Source organism: Streptomyces sp. NPDC046805 (assembly GCF_040645355.1).
GTDB lineage: Bacteria > Actinomycetota > Actinomycetes > Streptomycetales > Streptomycetaceae > Streptomyces.
On the sequence record NZ_JBEYYC010000019.1, the window covers coordinates 28,742 to 48,941 of the forward strand.

A 20,200-nucleotide genomic window follows, 5' to 3' on the forward strand; every position below is an offset into this window, starting at 1 on the left:
TGCCGTCTCGACACCGGCGCGCCCCTACGGCTCCTTCGCGGCCGACGCGTGGGGACAGATGACGTTGGTGCGCTGACGGGCGTGTGTCAGTGCTCTGTGATTTCGCCGTCGCTCAGCTCCAGTACTCGGTCGGCCAGGTCCAGGAGGGTGGCGTCGTGTGTGGCCACCAGTGCGGTGACCCGTTCGCTGTGTACGACGGCACGCAGCAGCTCCATGACGGCGTGACCGGTCTCGGCGTCCAGCTGGCCGGTCGGCTCGTCGGCTATGAGGAGGCCGGGGCGGTTGGCCAGGGCGCGGGCGATGGCGACGCGCTGTTGCTGGCCGCCGGACAGCTCGCCGGGGCGCTGGGCCGCGTGGTCGGCGAGGCCGACCAGGGACAGCAGCAGGTCGACCCGCTCCTCGCGCTCGCGTGGGTCGGCCCGGCGCAGCCGCAGCGGCACGCCCACGTTCTCTGCGGCGGTGAGGATCGGGATGAGGCCGAAGGACTGGAAGACGAAGCCGATCCGGTCCCGGCGCAGTTCCAGCAGGGCGCTCTCGCCGAGTGCGGTCAGGTCCCGGCCGTCTACGGTGGTCCGTCCTCGGTCGGGCATGTCCAGGCCGCCGACGATGTTCAGGAGCGTGGTCTTGCCGGATCCCGAGCGCCCCTTGAGAGCGACCAGTTCGCCGCGTGGGACCTCGAAGGAGACCCCGCGCAGCGCATGTACGGCGCCGGCTCCATGACCGTACGACTTGTGGATGTCCTCGACGCGCACCATCGTCTCGGTGCTCACTCGACTCATGCAGCCTCCCCCGCCGACCGGGCGCCAGTATCGCCGCGGGGCGCCCGGTCGTCCAAGGGGTGAGGCGGACGAAACAGCGGGAAAGGCCGTACCCGACTTCGGGATACGGCCCTTCGTGCGCTCGCTGTGTCCGGGTACCGGGGTTTACCGGACCTCGGTGATCTCCGGGCCGCGCTGCAGCTGGCCCATGCCGCCGGAGAAGCGGGAGCCGCTCTGCTCCTCCTGCTGGACGCCCTCGGGGACCATCTGGGCGTCGTTCGGGAGCTTCAGGACGATCGGGTCGCGGGGTGCCATCGGGCCCTCGCCGCGGACCACGACCGTGTCGCGGAAGATCTGCTCAAGGAGGCCGGCGGCCTGCGGCTGCACCGCGCCCTGGCCGGAGATGACCCCGCGCAGGAACCAGCGGGGGCCGTCCACGCCGACGAACCGCACGACCTGGAAGCCGCTCGTGCCGTCGGGCAGCTGCACGGGCACCTGGGCGCGCAGCTCCCAGCCCAGCGGGCCCTCGACCTCGTCGATGATGCCGCCCTGCTGGGTGATGCCGGAACCGATCTCCTCGCGCACCTCGCCCCAGATGCCCTCGCGCTTGGGCGCGGCGAAGGCCTGCAGCTGGATGGCGCTGTCGCGCAGGACGACGGTCGCCGCGACGATCGCGTCGCCCGCGACCTCGACCCGCAGTTCCATGCCGTCGACGCCCGGCACGAACATCCCGCCGAGGTCCACGCGGCCCTCGCCCGGCTCGCGCACCTCGGTGGCGTCCCAGGGCCCGTCGGGCCGCGGCTCGGGCTCGAGCCGCACGCGCTCGTACTCTTCGTCCGCCTCGGTGTCGACGCTGTCGACGACCTGCTCGGCCTCGCCGGCCGCGTCCTCGGCGGCACCCTTCTTGTTGCGACGTCCGAACACGTCACTGTCCTTCCCGGTCGGATACGACCGAAGCGTATCGATTCCCACCCGTCCGACCGCCGTCGGCGGCCTGACCGCTTGTGCCGCTCTCGTCGCCCACCGCGGCATGACCCCCGGTGGACCCGAAGCCCCCCTCGGCCCGCGCCGAGTCGGGAAGCTCCGCGACCTCCTGGAAACGGACCTTCTCGACCTGCTGGACGACCAGTTGGGCAATCCGGTCGAAGCGCTCGAACCGCACGGACTCGCGCGGGTCGAGATTCACCACGATCACCTTGATCTCCCCACGGTACCCGGCATCAACCGTCCCCGGGGCATTCACCAGGGCGACACCGCAGCGGGCGGCGAGACCGGATCGAGGGTGCACGAAGGCCGCGTACCCCTCCGGGAGGGCGATCGACACTCCCGTGGGCAGTACGGCCCGCTCTCCGGGCGCCAGTTCGCGGCTCTCGGTGGTCCGCAGATCGGCTCCCGCGTCGCCGGGGTGCGCATACTCCGGAAGCGGTACGTCGGGGTCGACGCGGCGGATCAGGACGTTCACGGGGTCGGGGCGTACGGGGCTCACGGGTTCACCTCGAAGGCGCGGGCGCGCCGGGCCTGGTCGGGGTCGCTGATGGCGGCCTGGATCTCCTCCTGGCGGCCGTGGTCGATGAAGTGGTCGACGCGGACCTCGATGAAGAGGGCGTCGGCGCGGACGGCGACCGGACCCGCGGGGCCGCCGATCCGGCCGGTGGCGGTGGAGTAGATCTTCCGGCCGGCGACCGCGGTCACCTCGGCATCCAGGTACAGCGTGGTGCCCACCGGTACGGGCTGGACGAAGTCGGTCTCCAGCCGCCCGGTCACGGCGATGGTCCGCAGCAGCCAGTTCAGCGAGCCGAGGGTCTCGTCGAGCGCGGTGGCGAGCACGCCGCCGTGGGCGAGGCCGGGGGCGCCCTGGTGGGCGGGCTGGACGGTGAACTCGGCGGTGAGGGCCACGCCCTCCCCGGCCCGGGCCTCCAGATGCAGCCCGTGCGGCTGGTCACCACCGCAGCCGAAACACTGCCCGTAGTGCGAGCCGAGGAGCTCGCCGGGCGCGGGGGCATCGGGATGGCGCACCGGTTGCACGGCGCCGGCCGGAGGCTTGAGTGCTGCTGAACCACCAATCACAGGCGCAGACCTTACCCGCGCGTCGGGACCCTCCCGACACCGTGCCAAGCTTGGCTCATGCAGCTCTCCGCCGGCCCCTACGAAGAACGCCTCACCGCCCCGCGCTCCTGGTGGCTGATCAGCTTCCTGGTCGGTGTCTCGTTCGCCCTGATCCTGCTCCCCTTCGGCACGCTGCCGATGCTGGGCGGGCTGGTCGGCGGCACGGCGGCCGCGGCGGTGGTGGCCAGTTCGTACGGTGCCGTCCGCATCCGCGTCGTGGGCGACCACCTGATCGCCGGCGAGGCGAAGGTCCCGGTGTCCGCCCTGGGCGCATGGGAGGTCCTGGACGCGGAGGAGGCGCGCGCCTGGCGCACCTACAAGGCCGACACCCGCGCCTTCCTGCTGCTGCGCGCCTACATCCCGACGGCTCTGCGCGTCCAGGTCACCGACCCGCAGGACCCGACGCCGTATCTGTACCTGTCGAGCCGGGAGCCGGAGAGGCTGGCCGCCGCGATCGATGCCGCCCGTGGGGCGGCCGCGGTCTAGGGGCCTCGGGAATCCTTGCCTCAGGAATCCTTGGGGAAGTCCTCGGGGAATCCCCTGGGGAACTCCTTGGGGATCTCGTCCAGCCGCAGCGGCTCCGCCGGGGGCTCGAGCGGGGGCTGTTCGGGGAGCGCGTCCCAGGGGACCTGGATCTTGCGCAGGTCGGCCCGGATCCGCTCGGCCAGCTTTCTGGTGTCCCGACGGTTCATGACCGCGCCGACGGCCGCGCCGACCATGAACGGCATCAGGTTGGGCATGTTGCGCAGCGTCCGCTTCGCGATCCGCTGGCGCATCTCGCGCTGCATCTGGAGACCGAGGGCGGTGTTGAGCGTCGACGGTCTCATCACGTCGATCCCGCGCTCCCCCGACCAGGAGGACAGATACGCGGTGCTGCGCTCCTTGAGGCCGCCCGGCGGTCGTACGCCGTAGACCTCGTGGAGCTCGGCGATCAGCTTCAGTTCGACCGCCGCTACCCCGGTGACCTCCGCGGCCAGTTCGGTCGGCATCGCGGGCGGTACGGGCAGCATCGCCGCCGCCCCGACCCCGGCTCCGACCGTCGCGGTCGCCTTCACCGCGCCCGCGACGAGCTTGTCCGCGAGCTCCTCGGGCCCGAGGCCCGGGAACTGCCGGCGCAGCGTCGCGAGGTCCCGTACGGGGATCCGCGGGGTGTTGTCGATGATCTGGTGGACGACGTACCCGAGAGCCGTGCCGGCGCGGCCAGTGGCCTTGCGGACGCCTTCCCGGGCCTTGTGGAACTCCTCCCATGCCTTACGGCGGAAGGCAGCGGCCCGTCGCCGCGCGACGAGTGCCCTACGTTCGGCCGGCTCCGGGCGGTCACCCCGGTCGGCCGACTCGAGCGAGGCCCCCGTACCGGATGAGCCCCGCTCGTCGTCACGCGCACCGTGCGGGCCGTCCGACGGCCCTTGGTCCGCTCCCTGCGGGAGGAAGCGGCGCTTCCGAGGAGGGGTCGAGCCAGTCACGGCCGACCCACCCTCAGTCGCAGTCGCGGCAGATCGGCTGGCCGTTCTTCTCGCGGGCCAGCTGGCTGCGGTGGTGCACCAGGAAGCAGCTCATGCACGTGAACTCGTCCTGCTGCTTGGGCAGCACCCGGACGGCCAGTTCCTCGTTCGAGAGGTCTGCGCCGGGCAGTTCGAGACCCTCGGCGGCCTCGAACTCGTCGACATCGACCGCGGAGGTCGACTTGTCGTTGCGCCGGGCCTTCAGTTCTTCAAGACTGTCCGAGTCGACGTCGTCGTCGGTCTTGCGTGGAGTGTCGTAATCGGTTGCCATGTCGCTCTCCCCCTCTGGGTGTCTGCGGTGTCTCCAGCGCACGTAACGCGTGAGAGGCCGGACTTGTGCCCGACCCGAGGCGGAGATTTTGCCTCACATCAAGGTCTGTTACTCAATCGACACCCAACCGAACTCCTCGAGAGCGCTCGGGTTGGATGGCGATGGGGACCGTACACGGTCCGAATATCGCACCTCAAAGGCGTCCCACCGTGTACTTCCCGTGATCAAGACCCCTGAAAACCCGGATTTTCCCGGCTTTACGCACGCGATTGTGATCACGGAGAGTAGATAGTCGGAAAACCGCCCGTGTGATTGATCACACACAGTGAGCCACTGTCTGCGGTCTGAGAATTCCGCGCAAAGCGAACATCCCCGCGTGTGTCGGAACGCGATCAGAGCGGCAGCGTGACACGCATCATCAGCCCGCCTCCCTCTCGCGGCTGCGCCGAGATGTGACCGCCGTGTGCGCGGGCCACGGACCGCGCGATGGACAGTCCCAGGCCGACACCCTTGTCGCTGCCTGTGCGCTCCGTACGGAGCCGTCTGAAGGGCTCGAAGAGGTTGTCGATCTCGTACGCCGGCACGACCGGCCCGGTGTTCGCGACGGTCAGCACCGCGTGCCCTTGCTGGACCCCCTGCTGGACGTCGGTGGTGACCTCGACCCAGCCGTCCTCCGGCAGGTTGTAGCGCACCGCGTTCTGGACCAGGTTGAGGGCGATCCGTTCGAGCAGGACGCCGTTGCCCTGGACGACCGCGGGCTTGAGGTCGCCCCTGACCCGCACGCCCTTGGCCTGCGCCTCGGCGTGCACCTGGTCGATGGCCTGCGAGGCAACTTCGGCCAGGTCGACGGGCTTGCGCTCGACGATCTCGTTCTCGCTGCGGGCGAGCAGCAGCAGCCCCTCCACGAGCTGCTCGCTGCGCTCGTTGGTCGCCAGCAGCGTCTTGCCGAGCTGCTGCAGCTCCACGGGCGCGTTCGGGTCCGACAGGTGCACCTCGAGGAGCGTGCGGTTGATCGCGAGCGGGGTGCGCAGCTCGTGCGAGGCGTTCCCGACGAAGCGCTCCTGCGCGGTGAAGGCGCGCTGCAGCCGCTCCAGCATGTCGTCGAGGGTGTCGGCGAGCTCCTTCAGCTCGTCGTCGGGTCCGTCCAGCTCGATACGGCGGGACAGGTCCGAGCCGGCCACCGCGCGCGCGGTGCGGGTGATCCGGCCGAGCGGGGTCAGCACGCGGCCGGCCATCGCGTAGCCGAACGCGAACGCGATCACGGCGAGGCCCAGCAGGGCCAGCAGCGAGCGGCTGAGCAGGTTGTCCAGGGCGACCTGCCGCTGATGGTCGATGCACTGGGCGATCGCGTCGTTGAAGTCGGACAGCGGCAGGCTCGCCGTGTTGATCGCGGGGCAGTTCTCGCTGGAGACCTTGATCGCCGTACCGCTGACGATCTTGAACAGCGGTTCGTTGCCCGTGTTCAGCGCCTGCGCGGCGAGCAGATAGATGATCGACAGCAGCAGGATGCCGGCGATCAGGAACATGCCGCCGTACAGCAGCGTGAGCCGTATCCGGATGGTCGGCCGCAGCCAGGGGAACGGGGCCTGCGGCCTTCTCGGGTCCCAGGTGGGCTTCGGCGGTGTCTGGGGAGGCGCGGGTGTCGTGGCCACGATGACTCAGATCCGGTAGCCGGAGCCGGGGACGGTGACGATGACGGGCGGCTCGCCCAGCTTGCGGCGCAGGGTCATGACCGTCACGCGTACGACGTTGGTGAACGGGTCCGTGTTCTCGTCCCAGGCCTTCTCCAGGAGCTGCTCCGCGGAGACGACGGCGCCCTCGCTGCGCATCAGCACCTCGAGCACGGCGAACTCCTTGGGCGCGAGCTGGACCTCCTTGCCCTCGCGGAAGACCTCGCGGCGGTTGGGGTCGAGCTTGATCCCGGCACGCTCCAGGACGGGCGGCAACGGCACACTGGTGCGCCGACCGAGGGCGCGCACGCGCGCGATGAGCTCGCTGAACGCGAACGGCTTGGGAAGATAGTCGTCGGCACCGATCTCCAGCCCCTCGACGCGGTCGCTGACGTCGCCGGAGGCGGTGAGCATCAGCACGCGCGTGGGAACGCCGAGCTCGACGATCCTGCGGCAGACGTCGTCGCCGTGCACGAGCGGGAGGTCGCGGTCGAGGACGATCACGTCGTAGTCGTTGACGCCGATGCGCTCCAGGGCGGCCGCACCGTCGTACACGACGTCGACGGCCATGGCCTCCCGGCGCAGTCCGGTGGCCACCGCATCGGCGAGCAGTTGCTCGTCCTCGACGACGAGTACGCGCACGTCGCTTGTCCTTCCTCTGTCCACCCGCGTAGCGCGCGGTGAGCACGCGCGGGCAGGGGCCTTCGTGGGTGTGACCTCCATCCTGCCCTTTTCCGCCATAAGTCGGCGGTAAGCCGGGGGACCGGGTGGAGAGATCCGGGGGCGGGGCGCTGGGCGGGGGCAGCGGGTGGTCGGGTTGGGCGGACGGATCGGGTCCTGGAGCGAGAATGCGGGATTTTCCCCTCCAGTTGAGGTTTCCGTCGGGGAGAGCGGGGGGAGGACCGCTTGTACACCCCGCGATCACGCTCTGCATGTGTCGCAGCACCATGCGGTACCCATGATCCGCTTCGCGCAGAGTGGGCGTGGGTGTCCGGCACCGTCGCCGCCCGGCAGGGCAGCGCTGGGCACCAGCAAGAGACGTGATCGCCCCTTTCCCAACGGCACAGCCCGTGCCACCGACCCACGACCCTGGACGAGGGGGCGCAGCATGGACGCTTTCACCACAGGACTTCTGCAGCGCATAAAGGCAACCGAGTCCGACCTGTCGCGGGCTCGTGACGAGGGCGACGACTTCCTCGTCGACGTGGAGCAGGGCGAGCTGGAGGACCTGCGCCGGCTCGCTGCTGAGCATGGGGTGGAGGTTGGCGCGAGCAGCGTTTGATCGCTCGCTTGATTGTTCGTTCGTCTGCGGGGCGCCGAAGCCGGTGTCGAGAATGCGATCGTGCTCAGCCCTTCGGGCCTCCGCGCCTTCGTGCTCTCGACACCGGCGCGCCCCTTCGGCTCTCTCACGGCCGACGCGTCGGGACAGTGGCCGTTGGCGGGCCCTCGCCGTTGGCCGTGGGGGTATGTGGCCGTTGACTGGGGGCATGCGGGGCGTCAGTCGTGCCAGGCGCCGTGGTCGTCCAGTAGTTGCTGCAGGGGCTCGAAGATGCCCGGGGTGGCTGCCACCGTCAGGTCACGTGACAGGGGCTGTCCTGGGCGTCCGCCGGTCAGGGCTCCTGCCTCTCGGGCGATCAGGTCACCCGCGCCGTAGTCCCAGGCGTTGAGGCCGCGCTCGTAGTAGCCGTCCAGGCGGCCCGCGGCCACGTCGCAGAGGTCCACCGCGGCCGAGCCACTGCGGCGGATGTCGCGGAGGAGCGGGATCAGTTTCGCGGCGATCTCGGCCTGGTGGGTGCGGACCTCGGCCACGTAGTTGAAGCCGGTGGAGACCAGGGCCTGGTCCAGGGGTGGTGCGGGGCGGCACGTCAGTTCGCGCTCGCCCTCCCAGGCGCCCGTGGCCCAGGCACCCGCGCCGCGCACCGCGTGGTACGTCTCGCCGCGCATCGGGGCGGCGACCACGCCTACGACCGTTTCCCCGTCCTGCTCGGCCGCGATGGAGACGGCCCACGTGGGCAGACCGTAGAGGTAGTTGACCGTGCCGTCGAGCGGGTCGATCACCCAGCGGATGCCGCTCGTGCCCTCGCTGGAGGCGCCCTCCTCGCCGAGGAAGCCGTCGTCGGGGCGGCGGCCGGAGATCAGGTCGGTGATCAGCTTCTCGGCCGCGATGTCCATCTCGGTCACGACGTCGATCGGGCTTGACTTGGTCGCGGCGACCGTCAGGTCGGCGGGGCGGCCGTCCCGCAGGAGGTCGCCGGCGCGGCGGGCGGCTTCCTGGGCCAGCGCGAGCAGGTCCGCGTGCAGGGGGTCACCAAGGGGGCGGGTCACGAGGCTCCTCATGCGTAGGGGCTGTCGGCGCCCGCGGCGGCGGGGCGGGGGGAACGGGCGGGGCAGCAGCCGGCCGGGCACAGGTTGTGGCTCGGGCCCAGCGTGCCCAGGGCGCACGGCGTGATCTCCCGGCCGCTCTCGGCTGCGGCGCGCTCCAGGACCAGCTCGCGGATCGCGCCCGCGAACCTCGGGTCGGCGCCGACGGTGGCCGATCGGCGCACCGGCAGGCCCAGCTCCGCGGCCTTGGCCGTGGCCTCCGTGTCGAGGTCGTACAGGACCTCCATATGGTCGGAGACGAAGCCGATGGGGGCCATGACGACCGCCGGGACGCCGGAGCCGTGCAGCTCCTCCAGGTGGTCGCAGATGTCCGGCTCCAGCCACGGGATGTGCGGGGCGCCGGAGCGGGACTGGTAGACCAGCTGCCAGGGGTGGTCCACGCCGGTGCGTTCGCGGACGGCCTCGGCGATGAGGCGGGCCACGTCCAAGTGCTGCGCGACGTACGCGCCGCCGTCGCCGTGGTCCTCCACCGGGCCCGAGGTGCCCGCGGCCGAGGTCGGGATCGAGTGGGTGGTGAAGGCGAGGTGGGCGCCTTCACGGACGTCCTCAGGGAGGTCCTCGAGGGAGGCCAGCACTCCGTCGATCATGGGCTCCAGGAAGCCCGGGTGGTTGAAGTAGTGGCGGAGCTTGTCGGTCTTCGGGGGCTCCACACCCTCGGCCTCGAGCGCTGCCAGGGAGTCCGCGAGGTTCTCTCGGTACTGGCGGCAGCCCGAGTAGGAGGCGTAGGCGCTGGTGGTCAGCACCAGGACGCGGCGCCGGCCGTCGGCGGCCATCTCCCGCAGGGTGTCCGTCAGGTACGGCGCCCAGTTGCGGTTGCCCCAGTAGACCGGCAGGTCCAGGCCGTGCTCGGCGAAGTCCTTGCGGAGGGCTTCCAGGAGGGCGCGGTTCTGGTCGTTGATGGGGCTGACGCCGCCGAACAGGAAGTAGTGCTGACCGACTTCCCTGAGGCGTTCCTTCGGGATGCCGCGCCCACGCGTCACGTTCTCCAGGAACGGGACCACGTCGTCCGGGCCTTCCGGGCCGCCGAACGAGAGCAGGAGCAGGGCGTCGTAGGGGGTGGCATCGAGCGCTTCTGGCATGCCTCGATCCTGCCATCCGGCACTGACAGCGGGAAATGGCCGGAAACGTGGGGTGGGGAGCCTGGGCGGGGTGCCCGGCCTGGCTTCGGGGTTCCGGCGGGGATTTATGCGGGTGCCTGAGGGGTGTTGCGACTCGTAAGCTGTATCGCCGCGTTCACGCCTTACCGAGCCGTCGGAGACCCCGTGCCCAGCCCCTATCGCGCCCTGTTCGCCGCTCCCGGCACCAAGGGCTTCTGCGCCGCGGGGCTCCTCGGCCGCATGCCGCTGTCGATGACCGGCATCGGCGTGGTGACGATGATCTCCCAGCTCACCGGGCGCTACCGGCTCGCGGGCGCGCTGTCGGCCACCATCGCGCTGTCGGCCGCGGCGATCGGACCGCAGATATCCCGGCTGGTGGACCGCTACGGGCAGCGTCGGGTGCTGCGCCCCGCGACCCTGGTGGCGATCATGGCGGCCACCTCGCTGCTGCTCACCGCCCACTTCGGGGGGCCTGAGTGGGTGCTGTTCGTCTGCGCGGCGGGTATCGGCTCGGTGCCCAGCCTCGGCGCGATGGTCCGGTCCCGCTGGGCGGCCCTGTACCGGGGTACCCCGCTGTTGCACACCGCGTACTCGCTCGAATCCGTGGTCGACGAGGTCTGCTTCATCCTCGGGCCGATCATCTCCATCGGCCTGTCCACGACGTGGTTCCCGGAGGCGGGGCCGCTGCTGGCCGCCTGCTTCCTGGCCACCGGGGTCTTCTGGCTGACCGCCCAGCGCGCCACCGAGCCGCTGCCGCACCCGCGCGGGCACGCGAGCGGCGGTTCGGCGCTGCGCTCGGCCGGGCTTCAGGTGCTGGTCGGCACCTTCGCGGCCACGGGGGCGATCTTCGGGTCGGTCGACGTGGTCACCGTCGCCTTCGCCGACGAGCGCGGCCACAAGGGCGTCGCGAGTGTGGTCCTGGCGTTGTACGCAGCGGGTTCGTGCGTGGCCGCGGTGGTGTTCGGGCTGCTGCGCTTCTCGGGGGCGCCGGAACGCCGGTGGCTGCTGGGCGTGTGCGCGATGGCTGTGAGTATGATCCCCCTCCTACTGGTCGGAGACTTGCCGTTTCTGGCCGTGGCGCTGTTCGCTGCGGGCCTGACCATCGCGCCGACGATGATCACGACGATGTCCCTCATCGAAGAGCACGTACCTCGCGCGAAGCTCACCGAGGGGATGACGTGGGTGAGCACCGGCCTCGCGGTCGGGGTCGCGCTCGGCTCGTCCGTGGCCGGCTGGGTGATCGACGCGGCCGGCGCGCACGCCGGGTACGGGGTTCCGGCCGTGTCCGGGGCCGTCGCGGTCACGGTCGGTCTCCTCGGGTACCGCCGGCTCAGCAGGCCGGCCACGGTTCGGGGAGGCACCGTTGAGCAGCACAGCGAACGGGGAGAACGGCACGTGGCGTAACTGGGCGGGGACCGTCGCCGCGCGTCCCGCGCGCGAGGTCTCTCCCGCCTCCGTGGAGGAGCTCGCCGCGGCCGTACGCCGGGCCGCCGAGGACGGCCTGACGGTGAAGGCGGTCGGCACCGGGCACTCCTTCACCTCGATCGCCGCCACCGACGGTGTGTTGATCCGCCCTCAACTGTTGACGGGGATCCGCGCCATCGACCGGAAGTCCATGACGGTCACGGTGGAAGCCGGCACCCCGCTCAAGCGACTCAACATGGCCCTGGCCCGGGAGGGTCTGTCGCTCACCAACATGGGCGACATCATGGAGCAGACCGTCTCCGGGGCCATCAGCACCGGCACCCACGGCACCGGCCGCGAGTCCGCCTCCCTCGCCGCCCAGATCGAGGGCGTCGAACTGGTCACGGCCGACGGCTCGGTGCTCACCTGCTCCCGGACGGAGCACCCCGATGTCTTCGCCGCCGCCCGCATCGGCCTCGGCGCCCTAGGCATCGTGACGGCGGTCACCTTCCGTGTGGAGCCGCTCTTCCTGCTCTCCGCGCGCGAGGAACCGATGCCGCTGGCCCGGGTGCTCGCCGAGTTCGACCAGCTCTGGGCCGAGAACGAGCACTTCGAGTTCTACTGGTTTCCGCACACCGGCAGCGCCAACACCAAGCGCAACAACCGCAGCGCGGGCCCGGAGCAGCCGGTCGGGCAGCTCAGCGGCTGGTTCGAGGACGAGTTCCTCTCCAACGGCGTGTTCCAGGTGGCCCAGTGGGTCGGCCGGGCGGCACCCGCGGCGGTCCCGGCGATAGCCCAGGTCTCCAGCAGGGCCCTGTCCGCGCGGACGTACACGGACATCCCCTACAAGGTCTTCACGTCGCCGCGCCGGGTGCGCTTCGTGGAGATGGAGTACGCCGTCCCGCGCGAGGCCCTCGTCGAGAGCCTGCGCGAGATCAGGGCGATGGTCGACCGCTCGGGTCTGCGGCTCAGCTTCCCGGTCGAGGTGCGCACCGCCCCGGCCGACGACATCACCCTGTCCACCGCCTCCGGCCGGGACAGCGCCTACATCGCCCTGCACATGTTCAAGGGCACGCCGTACCACGCGTACTTCACCGCGGCCGAGCGCATCCTCACCGCGCACGAGGGCCGCCCGCACTGGGGCAAGGTGCACACGCGGGACGCGGAGTACTTCGCCGAGGCCTACCCGCGCTTCGGCGAGTTCACGGCACTACGGGAAAGACTCGATCCGGAGCGGCGCTTCCGGAACGACTACTTGAGGAGGGTGTTGGGGTCGTAGCCGAACCGCTGGGCGGGGAGGTGGGCGTACCGGCCGTGTCCGTGGGAGCGGGCGCGGACGTCGTGCCGGCCGTCGGAGCGCCGCTCGGCGAGGCGCTCCCCGACGGGGTCCCGCTCGACGGAGCGCTGCCCGAGGGCGTGCCGTAGCCGGTCGACGACGGTGCGCCCGACGTGGTGGGCGACGGGGTCGACCCGGGCGCCGTGGGCTCGTCGCCGACGGGCTTCGGGGACGGTCCCTCGTTGTGGCCGGTGACGGCGTTGGTGAGCGTGGTGCCCTTGCCGCCGCTGAAGCTGTCGCCGGACACCAGTTCGTACACGGTGATGCCGCCCATGGTGAGTCCGAAGACGAGGGCGGCGGCGAGCGCGGGACGCTTCCAGCTGGCGATCCGCGCGCGGTAGACGATGCCGTCCGTGAACTCACCGGGGGGCGGGGGCGCCGGTACCGCGGGCTTGGCCGTGACGGCCGCGTCACGGATCTGCTCGCCGGTACGCCTGAAGAGGTGCTGGAGGACGGAGCCACCGCAGGTGGCGATGATACTGACCAATCCGGCACCGAGGATCGTCCCGTAGACACCGAAGTAGGACGCGAGTTTGGCGGCCGCGACCGCGGCCATGGCAGTGCCCGCGACCTGAGGGACGCTCAGGTCGAACCGCTTCCTCTTGGCATCGGGCTTGGCGTAGGGCCTTTCACTCATTCCGGTCCCTTGCCTGCCTTCCCGTACGTGATCGACTGACTGCACGAGAAGGGGACGTGCGAACGGAATTTTTAGTTCCGGTTGCGGAGATTTCGTGAAGTACGCCACGTCCGTGATCACGATAACCCGGCAGCGGGCGACCAAGTCACAGCCCTTGCCGGAAGTTGAGCGGCGCGCCAATCCACGCACGTGGCCCAAATGGAGTACTGTTGCGAGCCCTGGGTCCGGCCTCCCGCCAGGATGTCCGCGGCCTTGCGGGACCGCCGGGAGGGGGCATGTTGCACAGGGTGACGGAGTTGGTCACTTAGCGTTGCAAATAGGTAACCGTGCCATAACGGCGCTCCCGGGCCCACGCCCGACACGCCGGGCAACTCGGCAAGGTTGTGGCAGGCTGCACCCGGGCAGGCCACACTCGACTAGCGGAAGCAGCGACGCACGTGACGTCGGCAGGCACCACCCGGGAGGTCCCCATGCCCGAACTGCGTGTCGTGGCCGTCTCGAATGACGGCACACGGCTGGTGCTGAAGGCTGCCGACTCCACGGAGTACACCCTCCCCATCGACGAACGGCTGCGGGCCGCCGTGCGCGGCGACCGCCCCCGCCTCGGTCAGATCGAGATCGAGGTGGAGAGCCATCTCCGCCCCCGCGACATCCAGGCCCGTATACGCGCGGGCGCGACCGCGGAAGAGGTCGCCCAGCTCGCCGGCATCCCCGTCGACCGTGTACGACGGTTCGAGGGCCCGGTGCTCGCCGAGCGCGCCTTCATGGCGGAGCGGGCCCGCAAGACCCCGGTCCGCCGGCCCGGCGAGAACTCCGGCCCGCTGCTCGGCGAGGCCGTCCAGGAGAGGCTGCTGCTGCGCGGCGCCGAGAAGGACACCGTGCAGTGGGACTCCTGGCGGCGCGACGACGGCACCTGGGAGGTCCTGCTGGTCTACCGGGTGGCGAGCGAACCGCACTCGGCGATCTGGACGTACGACCCGCCGCGGCGGCTCGTCCAGGCCGTCGACGACGAGGCGCGCTCGCTGATCGGTGAGTCCGACGACCTCGCCGCGCCCGAGCCGAGCTTTCCGTTCGTGCCGCGCATCGCCCGGCTGCCGCGCGAGCGCGCGCTGGAACGGGCCTCGGACCGGGAGCGGCCGAGCCTGCCGGCGCAGGCGTCCGAGCCCGCCGAGGAGAGCACGGGTGAGCGCGACTCGCTGACCAGCCTGCTGGAGGCGGTGCCGAGCTTCCGCGGCGACCTCGTGGTCCCCGAGCGCCCGGCGGAGTCCCCGGAGGAGCCCGATCCCGAACCCGCCGAGGAGGAGCCGCCCGCCCCGGCGGCCTCGGCCGGTTCCGCCTACGCGGACGTGCTCATGCCGCGCTCCGTCGGCAGCCATCGGGACCGTCTCGTCGGTGCCACCGACCGCCAGGCGGAGGCCGACGGCGTCCGCCCCGGCCGCAGGGCGGCCGTCCCCAGCTGGGACGAGATCGTCTTCGGGACGCGGCGCAAGAAGCAGGAGTAGCCGGTCGTACGGCCGAAATGCCATAGGAGGAGGGGCTCGTGAGCATGCGAGCCCCTCTTCTGCCTGTCGCCGAGGATTCCGGCCGCTACTGAGGGTCGGGTCCGACGGCCACCGGACGGGACGGGTCCGCGGACCACTCCGACCACGAACCCGCGTACAGCGCCGCGGGGATGCCCGCGACCGCGAGCGCCAGCACCTCGTGGGCGGCCGAGACGCCCGAGCCGCAGTACACACCCACCGGCACCGCGTCGGACGCGCCGAGCGACGCGAAGCGCGCCCTCAGCTCCGCCGCGGGCAGGAAGCGGCCGTCCGGCCCGACGTTCCGGGTCGTCGGCGCGGACACCGCGCCCGGGATGTGCCCGCCGACCGGGTCGATCGGCTCCACCTCACCCCGGTACCGCTCACCGGCCCGGGCGTCGAGCAGCAGCCCCGACCGGGCCAGCGCCGCGGCGCCGTCCGCGTCGAGCAGGCCGGCCACTCCCGGCACGGGCTCGAAGTCGCCCTCGGCAGGCGTGGGGACGTCCGTCGCCAACGGCCCCTCCCAGGCGGGCAGTCCGCCGTCCAGGACCCGCACGTCCGGGTGGCCCGTCCAGCGCAGCAGCCACCAGGCACGGGCCGCGGCCCAGCCCTGACCGCCGTCGTACACGACGACCGGCCTGCCGGACGACACGCCCGCGCGGCGCATCGCGGTGCCGAACTCCGCCAGGTCGGGCAGCGGATGCCGGCCGCCCTTCCCCGGCGCCGAGGCCAACTCCTCGTCCAGGTCGACGAATACCGCGCCGGGCAGGTGCCCCGCCTCGTACGCGGCCCGACCGTCGAATTCGGCGGCGCCTGCCGCCTTCGTCACGCTCAACTGCCAGCGCACGTCGAGCAGTACGGGCGGACGGTCGCCCGCGAGGGCGTGCGCAAGGCTTGTCGCGCTGATGATGTCGTTCATGTCCCATCCATACGCCAGGGGTGGCCGCATCGTCCAGGTACGACTACTGTGCTCCGCCGGACACGCTCGATCACGAGGCGTACGGGATCGAGCACATGCTGTGCGCCTGAGGGGCGGCCCACAGCATGCATAGACGGGCGAGAAGCGGCAGATCGGACACCCTCGCGGCAGCACCGCCGAGCGGCGGCGCGGCCGCGGCGCACGGCGCCACGGAGGGTGCGAGCATCGGCACGGGCTGTGCACGCGGCTGCGGCACGCCGGCCCGGAGAGCGGAAGCGACACGGCCACCGCGAGGGGCCGGGGAGAGAGTGACGATGACCGAGGCACGGGGGTCGGCCGGCCCGAACGGCGACACGCACGCGCCCGGCACGCCCTGCTGGGTGAGCCTGATGGTGCACGGGCTGGCCGCGACCGAGGAGTTCTACGGAGCCCTGTTCGGCTGGGAGTTCCGGCCCGGGCCCCAGCAGCTCGGTCCCTACGTCCGGGCCCTGCTCGACGGGCAGGAGGTGGCCGGCATCGGCCAGCTGCCACCGGACCGCCATCTGCCGATCGCCTGGACGCCCTACCTCGCCTCGGACGACGTGGACCGGACCGCCGACACGGTACGGCTGTGCGGCGGCACCGTGGCCGTCGGCCCCCTGGACGCGGCCGAGGCCGGCCGGATGGCCATCGCCTCCGATCCCTCGGGCGCGGTGTTCGGCATCTGGCAGGAGGCGGTACGCCTCGGCGCGGCTGTCACCGGCGTACCCGGCACGCCCGCCTGGAACGAGCTGCTCACCTTCCAGACCGTGAGCGTCGCCAAGTTCTACGCCACCGTGTTCCCTTACACGCAGGATCCGGTGGTGTCCGCCGACTTCGACTACGTGACCCTGCACATCGAGGGCCGCCCGGTCGCCGGCATCCAGGGCGTGGGCCACACCCTGCCCCGGGAGCGGGGTCCGCACTGGCTGACGTACTTCGAGGTCGGCGACGCGGACGAGACGCTGAACCGGGTCCTGGAGCTGGGCGGCCAGGTCCTGAAACCGGTCTGCGACAGCCCGCAGGGGCGGGTGGCGACGGTGGCGGATCCGGAGGGGGCGAGGTTCTCGGTGATCCAGAGCGCGCGCTGAACGAGGCCGGGCGGAGCGAGTGCTCGGGCTGCGGCAGCAACCTTCCAGGATGCCTTCTAGAACGGCTACTGGAAGCGGTGCCCCGGGGCGGACTGCAACTACCCCGACGCTCCCGCCAGCATCCGCGTTCACCGCAAAAAGGCCCAGCACTAGGGATGTCCTAGCTGCTCAGGGGCTCCGACCGATTGCGCTGCACAGAGACCGCACCCCGACGGCGATCGCCTCAGCCAGCCTGACCAGAGGACCGACACCGACAATGGCACGTCAGGTGACCGCGCACCCTGCCCGCCGGAGACCGGTCAGAAGGCGCCGGAGAGCAGGTGACCGGCATTGGGCACCGATGCCTCGAGGCCGAGTGTGGTGAGGATGCGGCGCACGGTTGTCAATGAGCCTTTTCCTGCGCCCGCGAGAATCGGAGGTGACACCGTAATGTAGCGGTGTTCTCGCTGTTCGGAAGCTCGTCGTCGCCTGCCGGTGGAAATCCGGTCCGGGTAGCTGCCAGGAGGCCCGGTAGCAGGCTGGCGGCGTCGCAGCCCAGCGTCAAAGGCCCTGCAAGGGAGAGCGACGATACGGTCCGTAGCATCACGCGAAGCCAGGGGTTTCCCTGCCCGGCCGGCCCCGAGGTGTTCTTCGCTCCGGACTGGATCGTGCGGGGGCACAATTCGGCCCAGGACACCAGGTGTTCAGAGGTGGGGAAGCGGCTCATGTCCGCGCCGATCTCGGCGAGGATGATCTGCGCGGTGGCAGACCAAGCCGAGCAGCCGTCGTTCGTTCGCAGCGATGTGTTCGAGGATGGCCATCTGGGCCTCGTAGCCATCCCGGTGGCGCAGTGCTTCGTAGATGCGGCCGTGCTCCGCGATCACCTGCTCGGGAGATGTGTCGTCGCGTCGGCTGTGGTCACCGCCAACGTCAGCCAACGCCGCCTCGAGCCCGACATCGCCACGGCAGCGCAGGTCAGCCCGATGTCACCGGCAGCACGTCAGGCGACAGAGCCGCCGCTCGCGCCGCCGCGCTCGTCATCCGCTTGCGATGGTGACGACGGCACAGGACCTCGTACCCGACGACCTCCGCGGCCACGCCCACGTTCCCCACAACGACCTGCTCACCCTCGACGACCATCTCGCCGCCCGCCGTGCGAGCGTTGTGGGTGGCCCGTGCCCCGCACCAGCACATCGCCTCGACCTGCAGCGTCTCCACCCGGTCCGCCAGCTCGATCAGCCGCTGCGAACCCGGGAACAACCTGGTCCGGAAGTCCGTGGTGATACCGAACGCGAACACATCGAGGTCCAGATCGTCCACGATCCTCGCCAGCTGGTCTATCTGCTCGGTCAACAGGAACTGCGCCTCGTCCACGATGACGTAGTCGACCTTGCCGCCCCGCGACAGACACTCCACCACGAACGCATAGAGATCCAGCTCCGGCGTGGCCTCCACCGCCTCGGTCACCAGCCCCAGACGCGACGACAGCTTGCCCTCCCCCGCACGGTCGTCCCGCGTGAAGATCACGCTCTGCAGACCACGAGCCGAGCGGTTGTGCGCAATCTGCAGCGCCAGCGTCGACTTCCCGCAGTCCATCGTTCCGGAGAAGAACACCAGCTCGGGCATGGGAGGTTGAGCACCTTTCGGCAGGTCGTGGTCAGGCGGGGAGGGAGCTTCAGGAGCGTACTTCGAGCAGCGGCACCAGCTGCTCGGCCGGGGTCATCGACCCGTGGTTGCCGACCATCAGCGACTCCTTCGGCTCCCGTTCGGAGGCTGTGATCAGGACGTCGTCGTGCGCGGCCGCGACCACGTCGCCGATGCGGGCGTACACCCGCTCGTCGACCGCCGGGCCGAACCACCCGGCCTCGATCGCCTCGTCCCGCGAGGCGATCCAGAACTGCTCGCCGAGCACCTCGCGCCAGCAGGTCAGGACGTCGTCGGCGGCGCCCGGCACCGCGTAGACGTGGCGGGCGCGGCCCTCGCCGCCCAGCAGGGCGACCCCGGCGCGCAGCTCCCAGTCCTCGTCGAAGTCGATGCGGTGCTGCTCGTCGAAGGGCACGTCGACCATGCCGTGGTCGGCGGTGACGTAGAGCGCGCTGCGCGGCGGGAGCTGCTCGGCGAGGCGCTGGACGAGCCGGTCGACGTACATGAGCTGGCCGCGCCAGGTGTCGGAGGCGACGCCGTAGCGGTGGCCGGCGCCGTCCAGCTCGGCGTAGTACGTGTACACCAAGGAACGGTCGGCGGCGGCCAGTTGCCCGGCCGCGAGGTCCATGCGGTCCTCGCCGGTCAGCCGCCCGAGGAACGTTCCGCCACTGAGGGCGACCTTGGTCAGCGGGGTGCTCGCGAAGGCGGGCGACGAGACCTGGGCCGCGTGTACGCCCGCCGCCTCGGCCAGCTGGAAGACGGTGGGGTACGGCTGCCAGGTGTACGGGTCGGTCCACGGCTGCCAGCGGAGCTGGTTCATCAGCGCGCCGGTGGCCGGGTCGCGGACCGTGTAGCCGGGCAGTCCGTGGGCGCCGGGCGGCAGGCCGGTGCCGACGGAGGCGAGGGAGGTCGCGGTGGTCGCCGGGTAGCCGGCGGTGAGCGGGCGACCGGTGCCGCCGCGCGAACTCCCGAGCAGCGAGGTCAGGAAGGGTGCCTCGTCCGGGTGCGCCCACAGCTGCTCCCAGCCGAGGCCGTCGATCAGGAAGACGCAGTTGCGGTCGGCCGGGGCCAGTTCCGGGATCGCGGCGGTCATGCCCGGTACGGACATGCCGGCGGCCAGCGTGGGCAGCAGGTCGGCGAGCGAGCCGGTGCCGTACTCGGGCAGCGGGGCGGTGTCGAGGGCGAGGGGCTCGGGGTGATCCCAGGCCGTGGGCTGCGCCATCAGTGGGTGGGGTCCGCGGTCGCCTCGGAGATGGCCTGCGCGAAGGCGAGCGCCTGGCGCACCGTCTCCGGGCCGTCCCCCGCCTCGCTGACGCGCAGGCTGAGGTCGTCCGCCGTCGAGTTGCCCGTGTAGCCGTGGTCGGCCTCACAGTTGGGGTCGCCGCAGGCGGCGGGCTCCAGGTCGAGCCGGGAGACAGCGCCCCAGCCGATCGTCAGTACGACCTCGCGGGGCAGCGTGCCCGGCGTGTACTGCTCCGGGTTGGCGACCACACGGCTGACCACGACGGACGAGATCCGGCCGATCTTCACCGACTCCGTGGACGTCGTGGCGTACGGCGTCGGGGAGGTACCGTCGGCGGCCTGCTCGTCGGTGTGGCTCACGATGAAGCGGGTGCCGGTGAGGACGAGCACGGTCACGTGCCGCCGCACCTCGTTCTGGTCGAACGTCGTCTCCTGATGGACCAGGTACGACCGGATGGGCTCGCCGCCCACGGCGGCTTCCACCGCCTCGGCCACGAGTGCCGGGTAGTAGCCGCTGCGCTCGATCGCGGCACGCAGCCCCTGGGTCGTCGTACTGGTCTTGGCCATGACGTCCATCCTAATCCGTGGGCAAGGGCGCTCCGGGCCAGTCGCGGGCATCGGGGA

22 protein-coding genes and 1 pseudogene are annotated in these 20,200 nt (G+C 71.2%); 6 read left to right on the plus strand and 17 right to left on the minus strand.

The annotated features are described in order from the left end of the window. Nucleotides 1–86: 86 nt before the first annotated feature. The 4 genes from ABZ910_RS21200 to ABZ910_RS21215 all read right to left on the minus strand — a co-directional run bounded on the left by ABZ910_RS21200 (nucleotide 87) and on the right by ABZ910_RS21215 (nucleotide 2,825). Nucleotides 87–779 carry an ABC transporter ATP-binding protein gene (locus ABZ910_RS21200; protein ID WP_361367145.1) on the minus strand — a complete coding sequence of 231 codons (693 nt, stop codon included), beginning with the start codon at nucleotides 777–779 and terminating at the stop codon, nucleotides 87–89. A 144-nt stretch (nucleotides 780–923) separates the two neighbouring features. Continuing rightward, entirely contained in the window at nucleotides 924–1,682 is a 759-nt protein-coding gene (locus tag ABZ910_RS21205) for a DUF3710 domain-containing protein (protein WP_361367148.1), read from the minus strand. A 1-nt stretch (nucleotide 1,683) separates the two neighbouring features. Continuing rightward, entirely contained in the window at nucleotides 1,684–2,244 is a 561-nt protein-coding gene (gene dut, locus ABZ910_RS21210) for a dUTP diphosphatase (protein ID WP_361367151.1), read from the minus strand. Beyond that, nucleotides 2,241–2,825 carry a PaaI family thioesterase gene (locus tag ABZ910_RS21215; protein WP_361367154.1) on the minus strand — a complete coding sequence of 195 codons (585 nt, stop codon included), beginning with the start codon at nucleotides 2,823–2,825 and terminating at the stop codon, nucleotides 2,241–2,243. Before ABZ910_RS21215 ends, dut begins: the two co-directional genes overlap by 4 nt. A 57-nt stretch (nucleotides 2,826–2,882) precedes the next feature. On the opposite strand from ABZ910_RS21215, the gene ABZ910_RS21220 reads away from it, so the two are divergent. Then, nucleotides 2,883–3,350, plus strand: coding sequence for a DUF3093 domain-containing protein (locus ABZ910_RS21220; RefSeq protein ID WP_361367156.1), 468 nt, complete (start codon nucleotides 2,883–2,885; stop codon nucleotides 3,348–3,350). Nucleotides 3,351–3,370: 20 nt separating this feature from the next. Here ABZ910_RS21220 and ABZ910_RS21225 read toward each other — a convergent pair whose 3' ends face one another. From ABZ910_RS21225 to ABZ910_RS21240, 4 genes are all read right to left on the minus strand, one after another. Further along, complete coding sequence (locus tag ABZ910_RS21225) at nucleotides 3,371–4,327, minus strand: hypothetical protein (protein WP_361367159.1); 957 nt, start codon at nucleotides 4,325–4,327, stop codon at nucleotides 3,371–3,373. Between the two features lie 13 nt (nucleotides 4,328–4,340). After that, nucleotides 4,341–4,637, minus strand: coding sequence for a DUF4193 domain-containing protein (locus ABZ910_RS21230; RefSeq protein ID WP_005481602.1), 297 nt, complete (start codon nucleotides 4,635–4,637; stop codon nucleotides 4,341–4,343). Between the two features lie 392 nt (nucleotides 4,638–5,029). After that, nucleotides 5,030–6,289 carry a HAMP domain-containing sensor histidine kinase gene (locus ABZ910_RS21235; protein ID WP_361367162.1) on the minus strand — a complete coding sequence of 420 codons (1,260 nt, stop codon included), beginning with the start codon at nucleotides 6,287–6,289 and terminating at the stop codon, nucleotides 5,030–5,032. A gap of 6 nt (nucleotides 6,290–6,295) precedes the next feature. Then, nucleotides 6,296–6,949, minus strand: coding sequence for a response regulator transcription factor (locus ABZ910_RS21240; protein WP_361367165.1), 654 nt, complete (start codon nucleotides 6,947–6,949; stop codon nucleotides 6,296–6,298). Between the two features lie 466 nt (nucleotides 6,950–7,415). On the opposite strand from ABZ910_RS21240, the gene ABZ910_RS21245 reads away from it, so the two are divergent. After that, entirely contained in the window at nucleotides 7,416–7,589 is a 174-nt protein-coding gene (locus ABZ910_RS21245; protein WP_361367168.1) for a hypothetical protein, read from the plus strand. 215 nt (nucleotides 7,590–7,804) lie between these two features. On the opposite strand, the gene ABZ910_RS21250 is transcribed toward ABZ910_RS21245, so the two are convergent. After that, a complete protein-coding gene (locus ABZ910_RS21250) occupies nucleotides 7,805–8,644 on the minus strand; it encodes an inositol monophosphatase family protein (protein ID WP_361367171.1) in 840 nt (279 codons plus the stop codon). Then, nucleotides 8,641–9,768 carry a ferrochelatase gene (locus ABZ910_RS21255; protein ID WP_361367174.1) on the minus strand — a complete coding sequence of 376 codons (1,128 nt, stop codon included), beginning with the start codon at nucleotides 9,766–9,768 and terminating at the stop codon, nucleotides 8,641–8,643. The genes ABZ910_RS21250 and ABZ910_RS21255 overlap by 4 nt, the downstream gene beginning before the upstream one ends. A gap of 183 nt (nucleotides 9,769–9,951) precedes the next feature. Between ABZ910_RS21255 and ABZ910_RS21260 the strand changes: the two genes are divergently transcribed. Both ABZ910_RS21260 and ABZ910_RS21265 read left to right on the plus strand, forming a co-directional pair. Beyond that, entirely contained in the window at nucleotides 9,952–11,190 is a 1,239-nt protein-coding gene (locus ABZ910_RS21260; RefSeq protein ID WP_361367176.1) for an MFS transporter, read from the plus strand. Continuing rightward, nucleotides 11,150–12,469 carry a D-arabinono-1,4-lactone oxidase gene (locus ABZ910_RS21265; protein WP_361367179.1) on the plus strand — a complete coding sequence of 440 codons (1,320 nt, stop codon included), beginning with the start codon at nucleotides 11,150–11,152 and terminating at the stop codon, nucleotides 12,467–12,469. The genes ABZ910_RS21260 and ABZ910_RS21265 overlap by 41 nt, the downstream gene beginning before the upstream one ends. On the opposite strand, the gene ABZ910_RS21270 is transcribed toward ABZ910_RS21265, so the two are convergent. Further along, the gene (locus ABZ910_RS21270) at nucleotides 12,393–13,163 is read right to left on the minus strand and encodes a hypothetical protein (RefSeq protein WP_361367182.1); all 771 of its coding nucleotides are present in this window, start codon (nucleotides 13,161–13,163) and stop codon (nucleotides 12,393–12,395) included. The two genes, ABZ910_RS21265 and ABZ910_RS21270, sit on opposite strands and share 77 nt — an antisense overlap. A gap of 470 nt (nucleotides 13,164–13,633) precedes the next feature. Between ABZ910_RS21270 and sepH the strand changes: the two genes are divergently transcribed. Continuing rightward, on the plus strand, nucleotides 13,634–14,665 hold the full coding sequence (gene sepH / locus ABZ910_RS21275; RefSeq protein ID WP_361367185.1) for a septation protein SepH: 1,032 nt from the start codon (nucleotides 13,634–13,636) through the stop codon (nucleotides 14,663–14,665). A gap of 85 nt (nucleotides 14,666–14,750) precedes the next feature. On the opposite strand, the gene ABZ910_RS21280 is transcribed toward sepH, so the two are convergent. Then, nucleotides 14,751–15,602: a sulfurtransferase gene (locus ABZ910_RS21280; RefSeq protein WP_361367188.1), complete on the minus strand. Its 852-nt coding sequence runs from the start codon at nucleotides 15,600–15,602 to the stop codon at nucleotides 14,751–14,753. 314 nt (nucleotides 15,603–15,916) lie between these two features. Here ABZ910_RS21280 and ABZ910_RS21285 point away from each other — a divergent pair, with 314 nt between their 5' ends. Then, a complete protein-coding gene (locus ABZ910_RS21285) occupies nucleotides 15,917–16,711 on the plus strand; it encodes a VOC family protein (RefSeq protein ID WP_361367191.1) in 795 nt (264 codons plus the stop codon). A gap of 382 nt (nucleotides 16,712–17,093) precedes the next feature. On the opposite strand, the pseudogene ABZ910_RS21290 reads toward ABZ910_RS21285, so the two are convergent. From ABZ910_RS21290 to ABZ910_RS21310, 5 genes and pseudogenes are all read right to left on the minus strand, one after another. Further along, a pseudogene (locus ABZ910_RS21290) lies at nucleotides 17,094–17,453 on the minus strand (transposase); the annotation flags it as partial. After that, nucleotides 17,395–17,628 (minus strand): FCD domain-containing protein, encoded by a 234-nt coding sequence (locus ABZ910_RS21295; protein WP_361367194.1) that lies wholly within the window; start codon nucleotides 17,626–17,628, stop codon nucleotides 17,395–17,397. The pseudogene ABZ910_RS21290 and the gene ABZ910_RS21295, both read right to left, overlap by 59 nt. A gap of 37 nt (nucleotides 17,629–17,665) precedes the next feature. Then, nucleotides 17,666–18,316, minus strand: coding sequence for a thymidine kinase (locus ABZ910_RS21300; RefSeq protein WP_361367197.1), 651 nt, complete (start codon nucleotides 18,314–18,316; stop codon nucleotides 17,666–17,668). A gap of 49 nt (nucleotides 18,317–18,365) precedes the next feature. Continuing rightward, a complete protein-coding gene (locus ABZ910_RS21305; protein WP_361367200.1) occupies nucleotides 18,366–19,556 on the minus strand; it encodes a nucleotide pyrophosphatase/phosphodiesterase family protein in 1,191 nt (396 codons plus the stop codon). After that, nucleotides 19,556–20,152: a DUF5998 family protein gene (locus ABZ910_RS21310; RefSeq protein ID WP_361367203.1), complete on the minus strand. Its 597-nt coding sequence runs from the start codon at nucleotides 20,150–20,152 to the stop codon at nucleotides 19,556–19,558. The genes ABZ910_RS21305 and ABZ910_RS21310 overlap by 1 nt, the downstream gene beginning before the upstream one ends. Between the last annotated feature and the right edge of the window lie 48 nt (nucleotides 20,153–20,200).

Bases quoted from the DNA above. Each gene is read 5' to 3' on its own strand.
- ABZ910_RS21200 (WP_361367145.1), bottom strand. From the start codon at position 779: ATGAGTCGAGTGAGCACCGAGACGATGGTGCGCGTCGAGGACATCCAC.
- ABZ910_RS21220 (WP_361367156.1), top strand. From the start codon at position 2,883: ATGCAGCTCTCCGCCGGCCCCTACGAAGAACGCCTCACCGCCCCGCGC.
- ABZ910_RS21230 (WP_005481602.1), bottom strand. From the start codon at position 4,637: ATGGCAACCGATTACGACACTCCACGCAAGACCGACGACGACGTCGAC.
- ABZ910_RS21245 (WP_361367168.1), top strand. From the start codon at position 7,416: ATGGACGCTTTCACCACAGGACTTCTGCAGCGCATAAAGGCAACCGAG.
- ABZ910_RS21250 (WP_361367171.1), bottom strand. From the start codon at position 8,644: ATGAGGAGCCTCGTGACCCGCCCCCTTGGTGACCCCCTGCACGCGGAC.
- ABZ910_RS21255 (WP_361367174.1), bottom strand. From the start codon at position 9,768: ATGCCAGAAGCGCTCGATGCCACCCCCTACGACGCCCTGCTCCTGCTC.
- ABZ910_RS21270 (WP_361367182.1), bottom strand. From the start codon at position 13,163: ATGAGTGAAAGGCCCTACGCCAAGCCCGATGCCAAGAGGAAGCGGTTC.
- sepH (WP_361367185.1), top strand. From the start codon at position 13,634: ATGCCCGAACTGCGTGTCGTGGCCGTCTCGAATGACGGCACACGGCTG.
- ABZ910_RS21280 (WP_361367188.1), bottom strand. From the start codon at position 15,602: ATGAACGACATCATCAGCGCGACAAGCCTTGCGCACGCCCTCGCGGGC.
- ABZ910_RS21285 (WP_361367191.1), top strand. From the start codon at position 15,917: ATGACCGAGGCACGGGGGTCGGCCGGCCCGAACGGCGACACGCACGCG.
- ABZ910_RS21300 (WP_361367197.1), bottom strand. From the start codon at position 18,316: ATGCCCGAGCTGGTGTTCTTCTCCGGAACGATGGACTGCGGGAAGTCG.
- ABZ910_RS21305 (WP_361367200.1), bottom strand. From the start codon at position 19,556: ATGGCGCAGCCCACGGCCTGGGATCACCCCGAGCCCCTCGCCCTCGAC.
- ABZ910_RS21310 (WP_361367203.1), bottom strand. From the start codon at position 20,152: ATGGACGTCATGGCCAAGACCAGTACGACGACCCAGGGGCTGCGTGCC.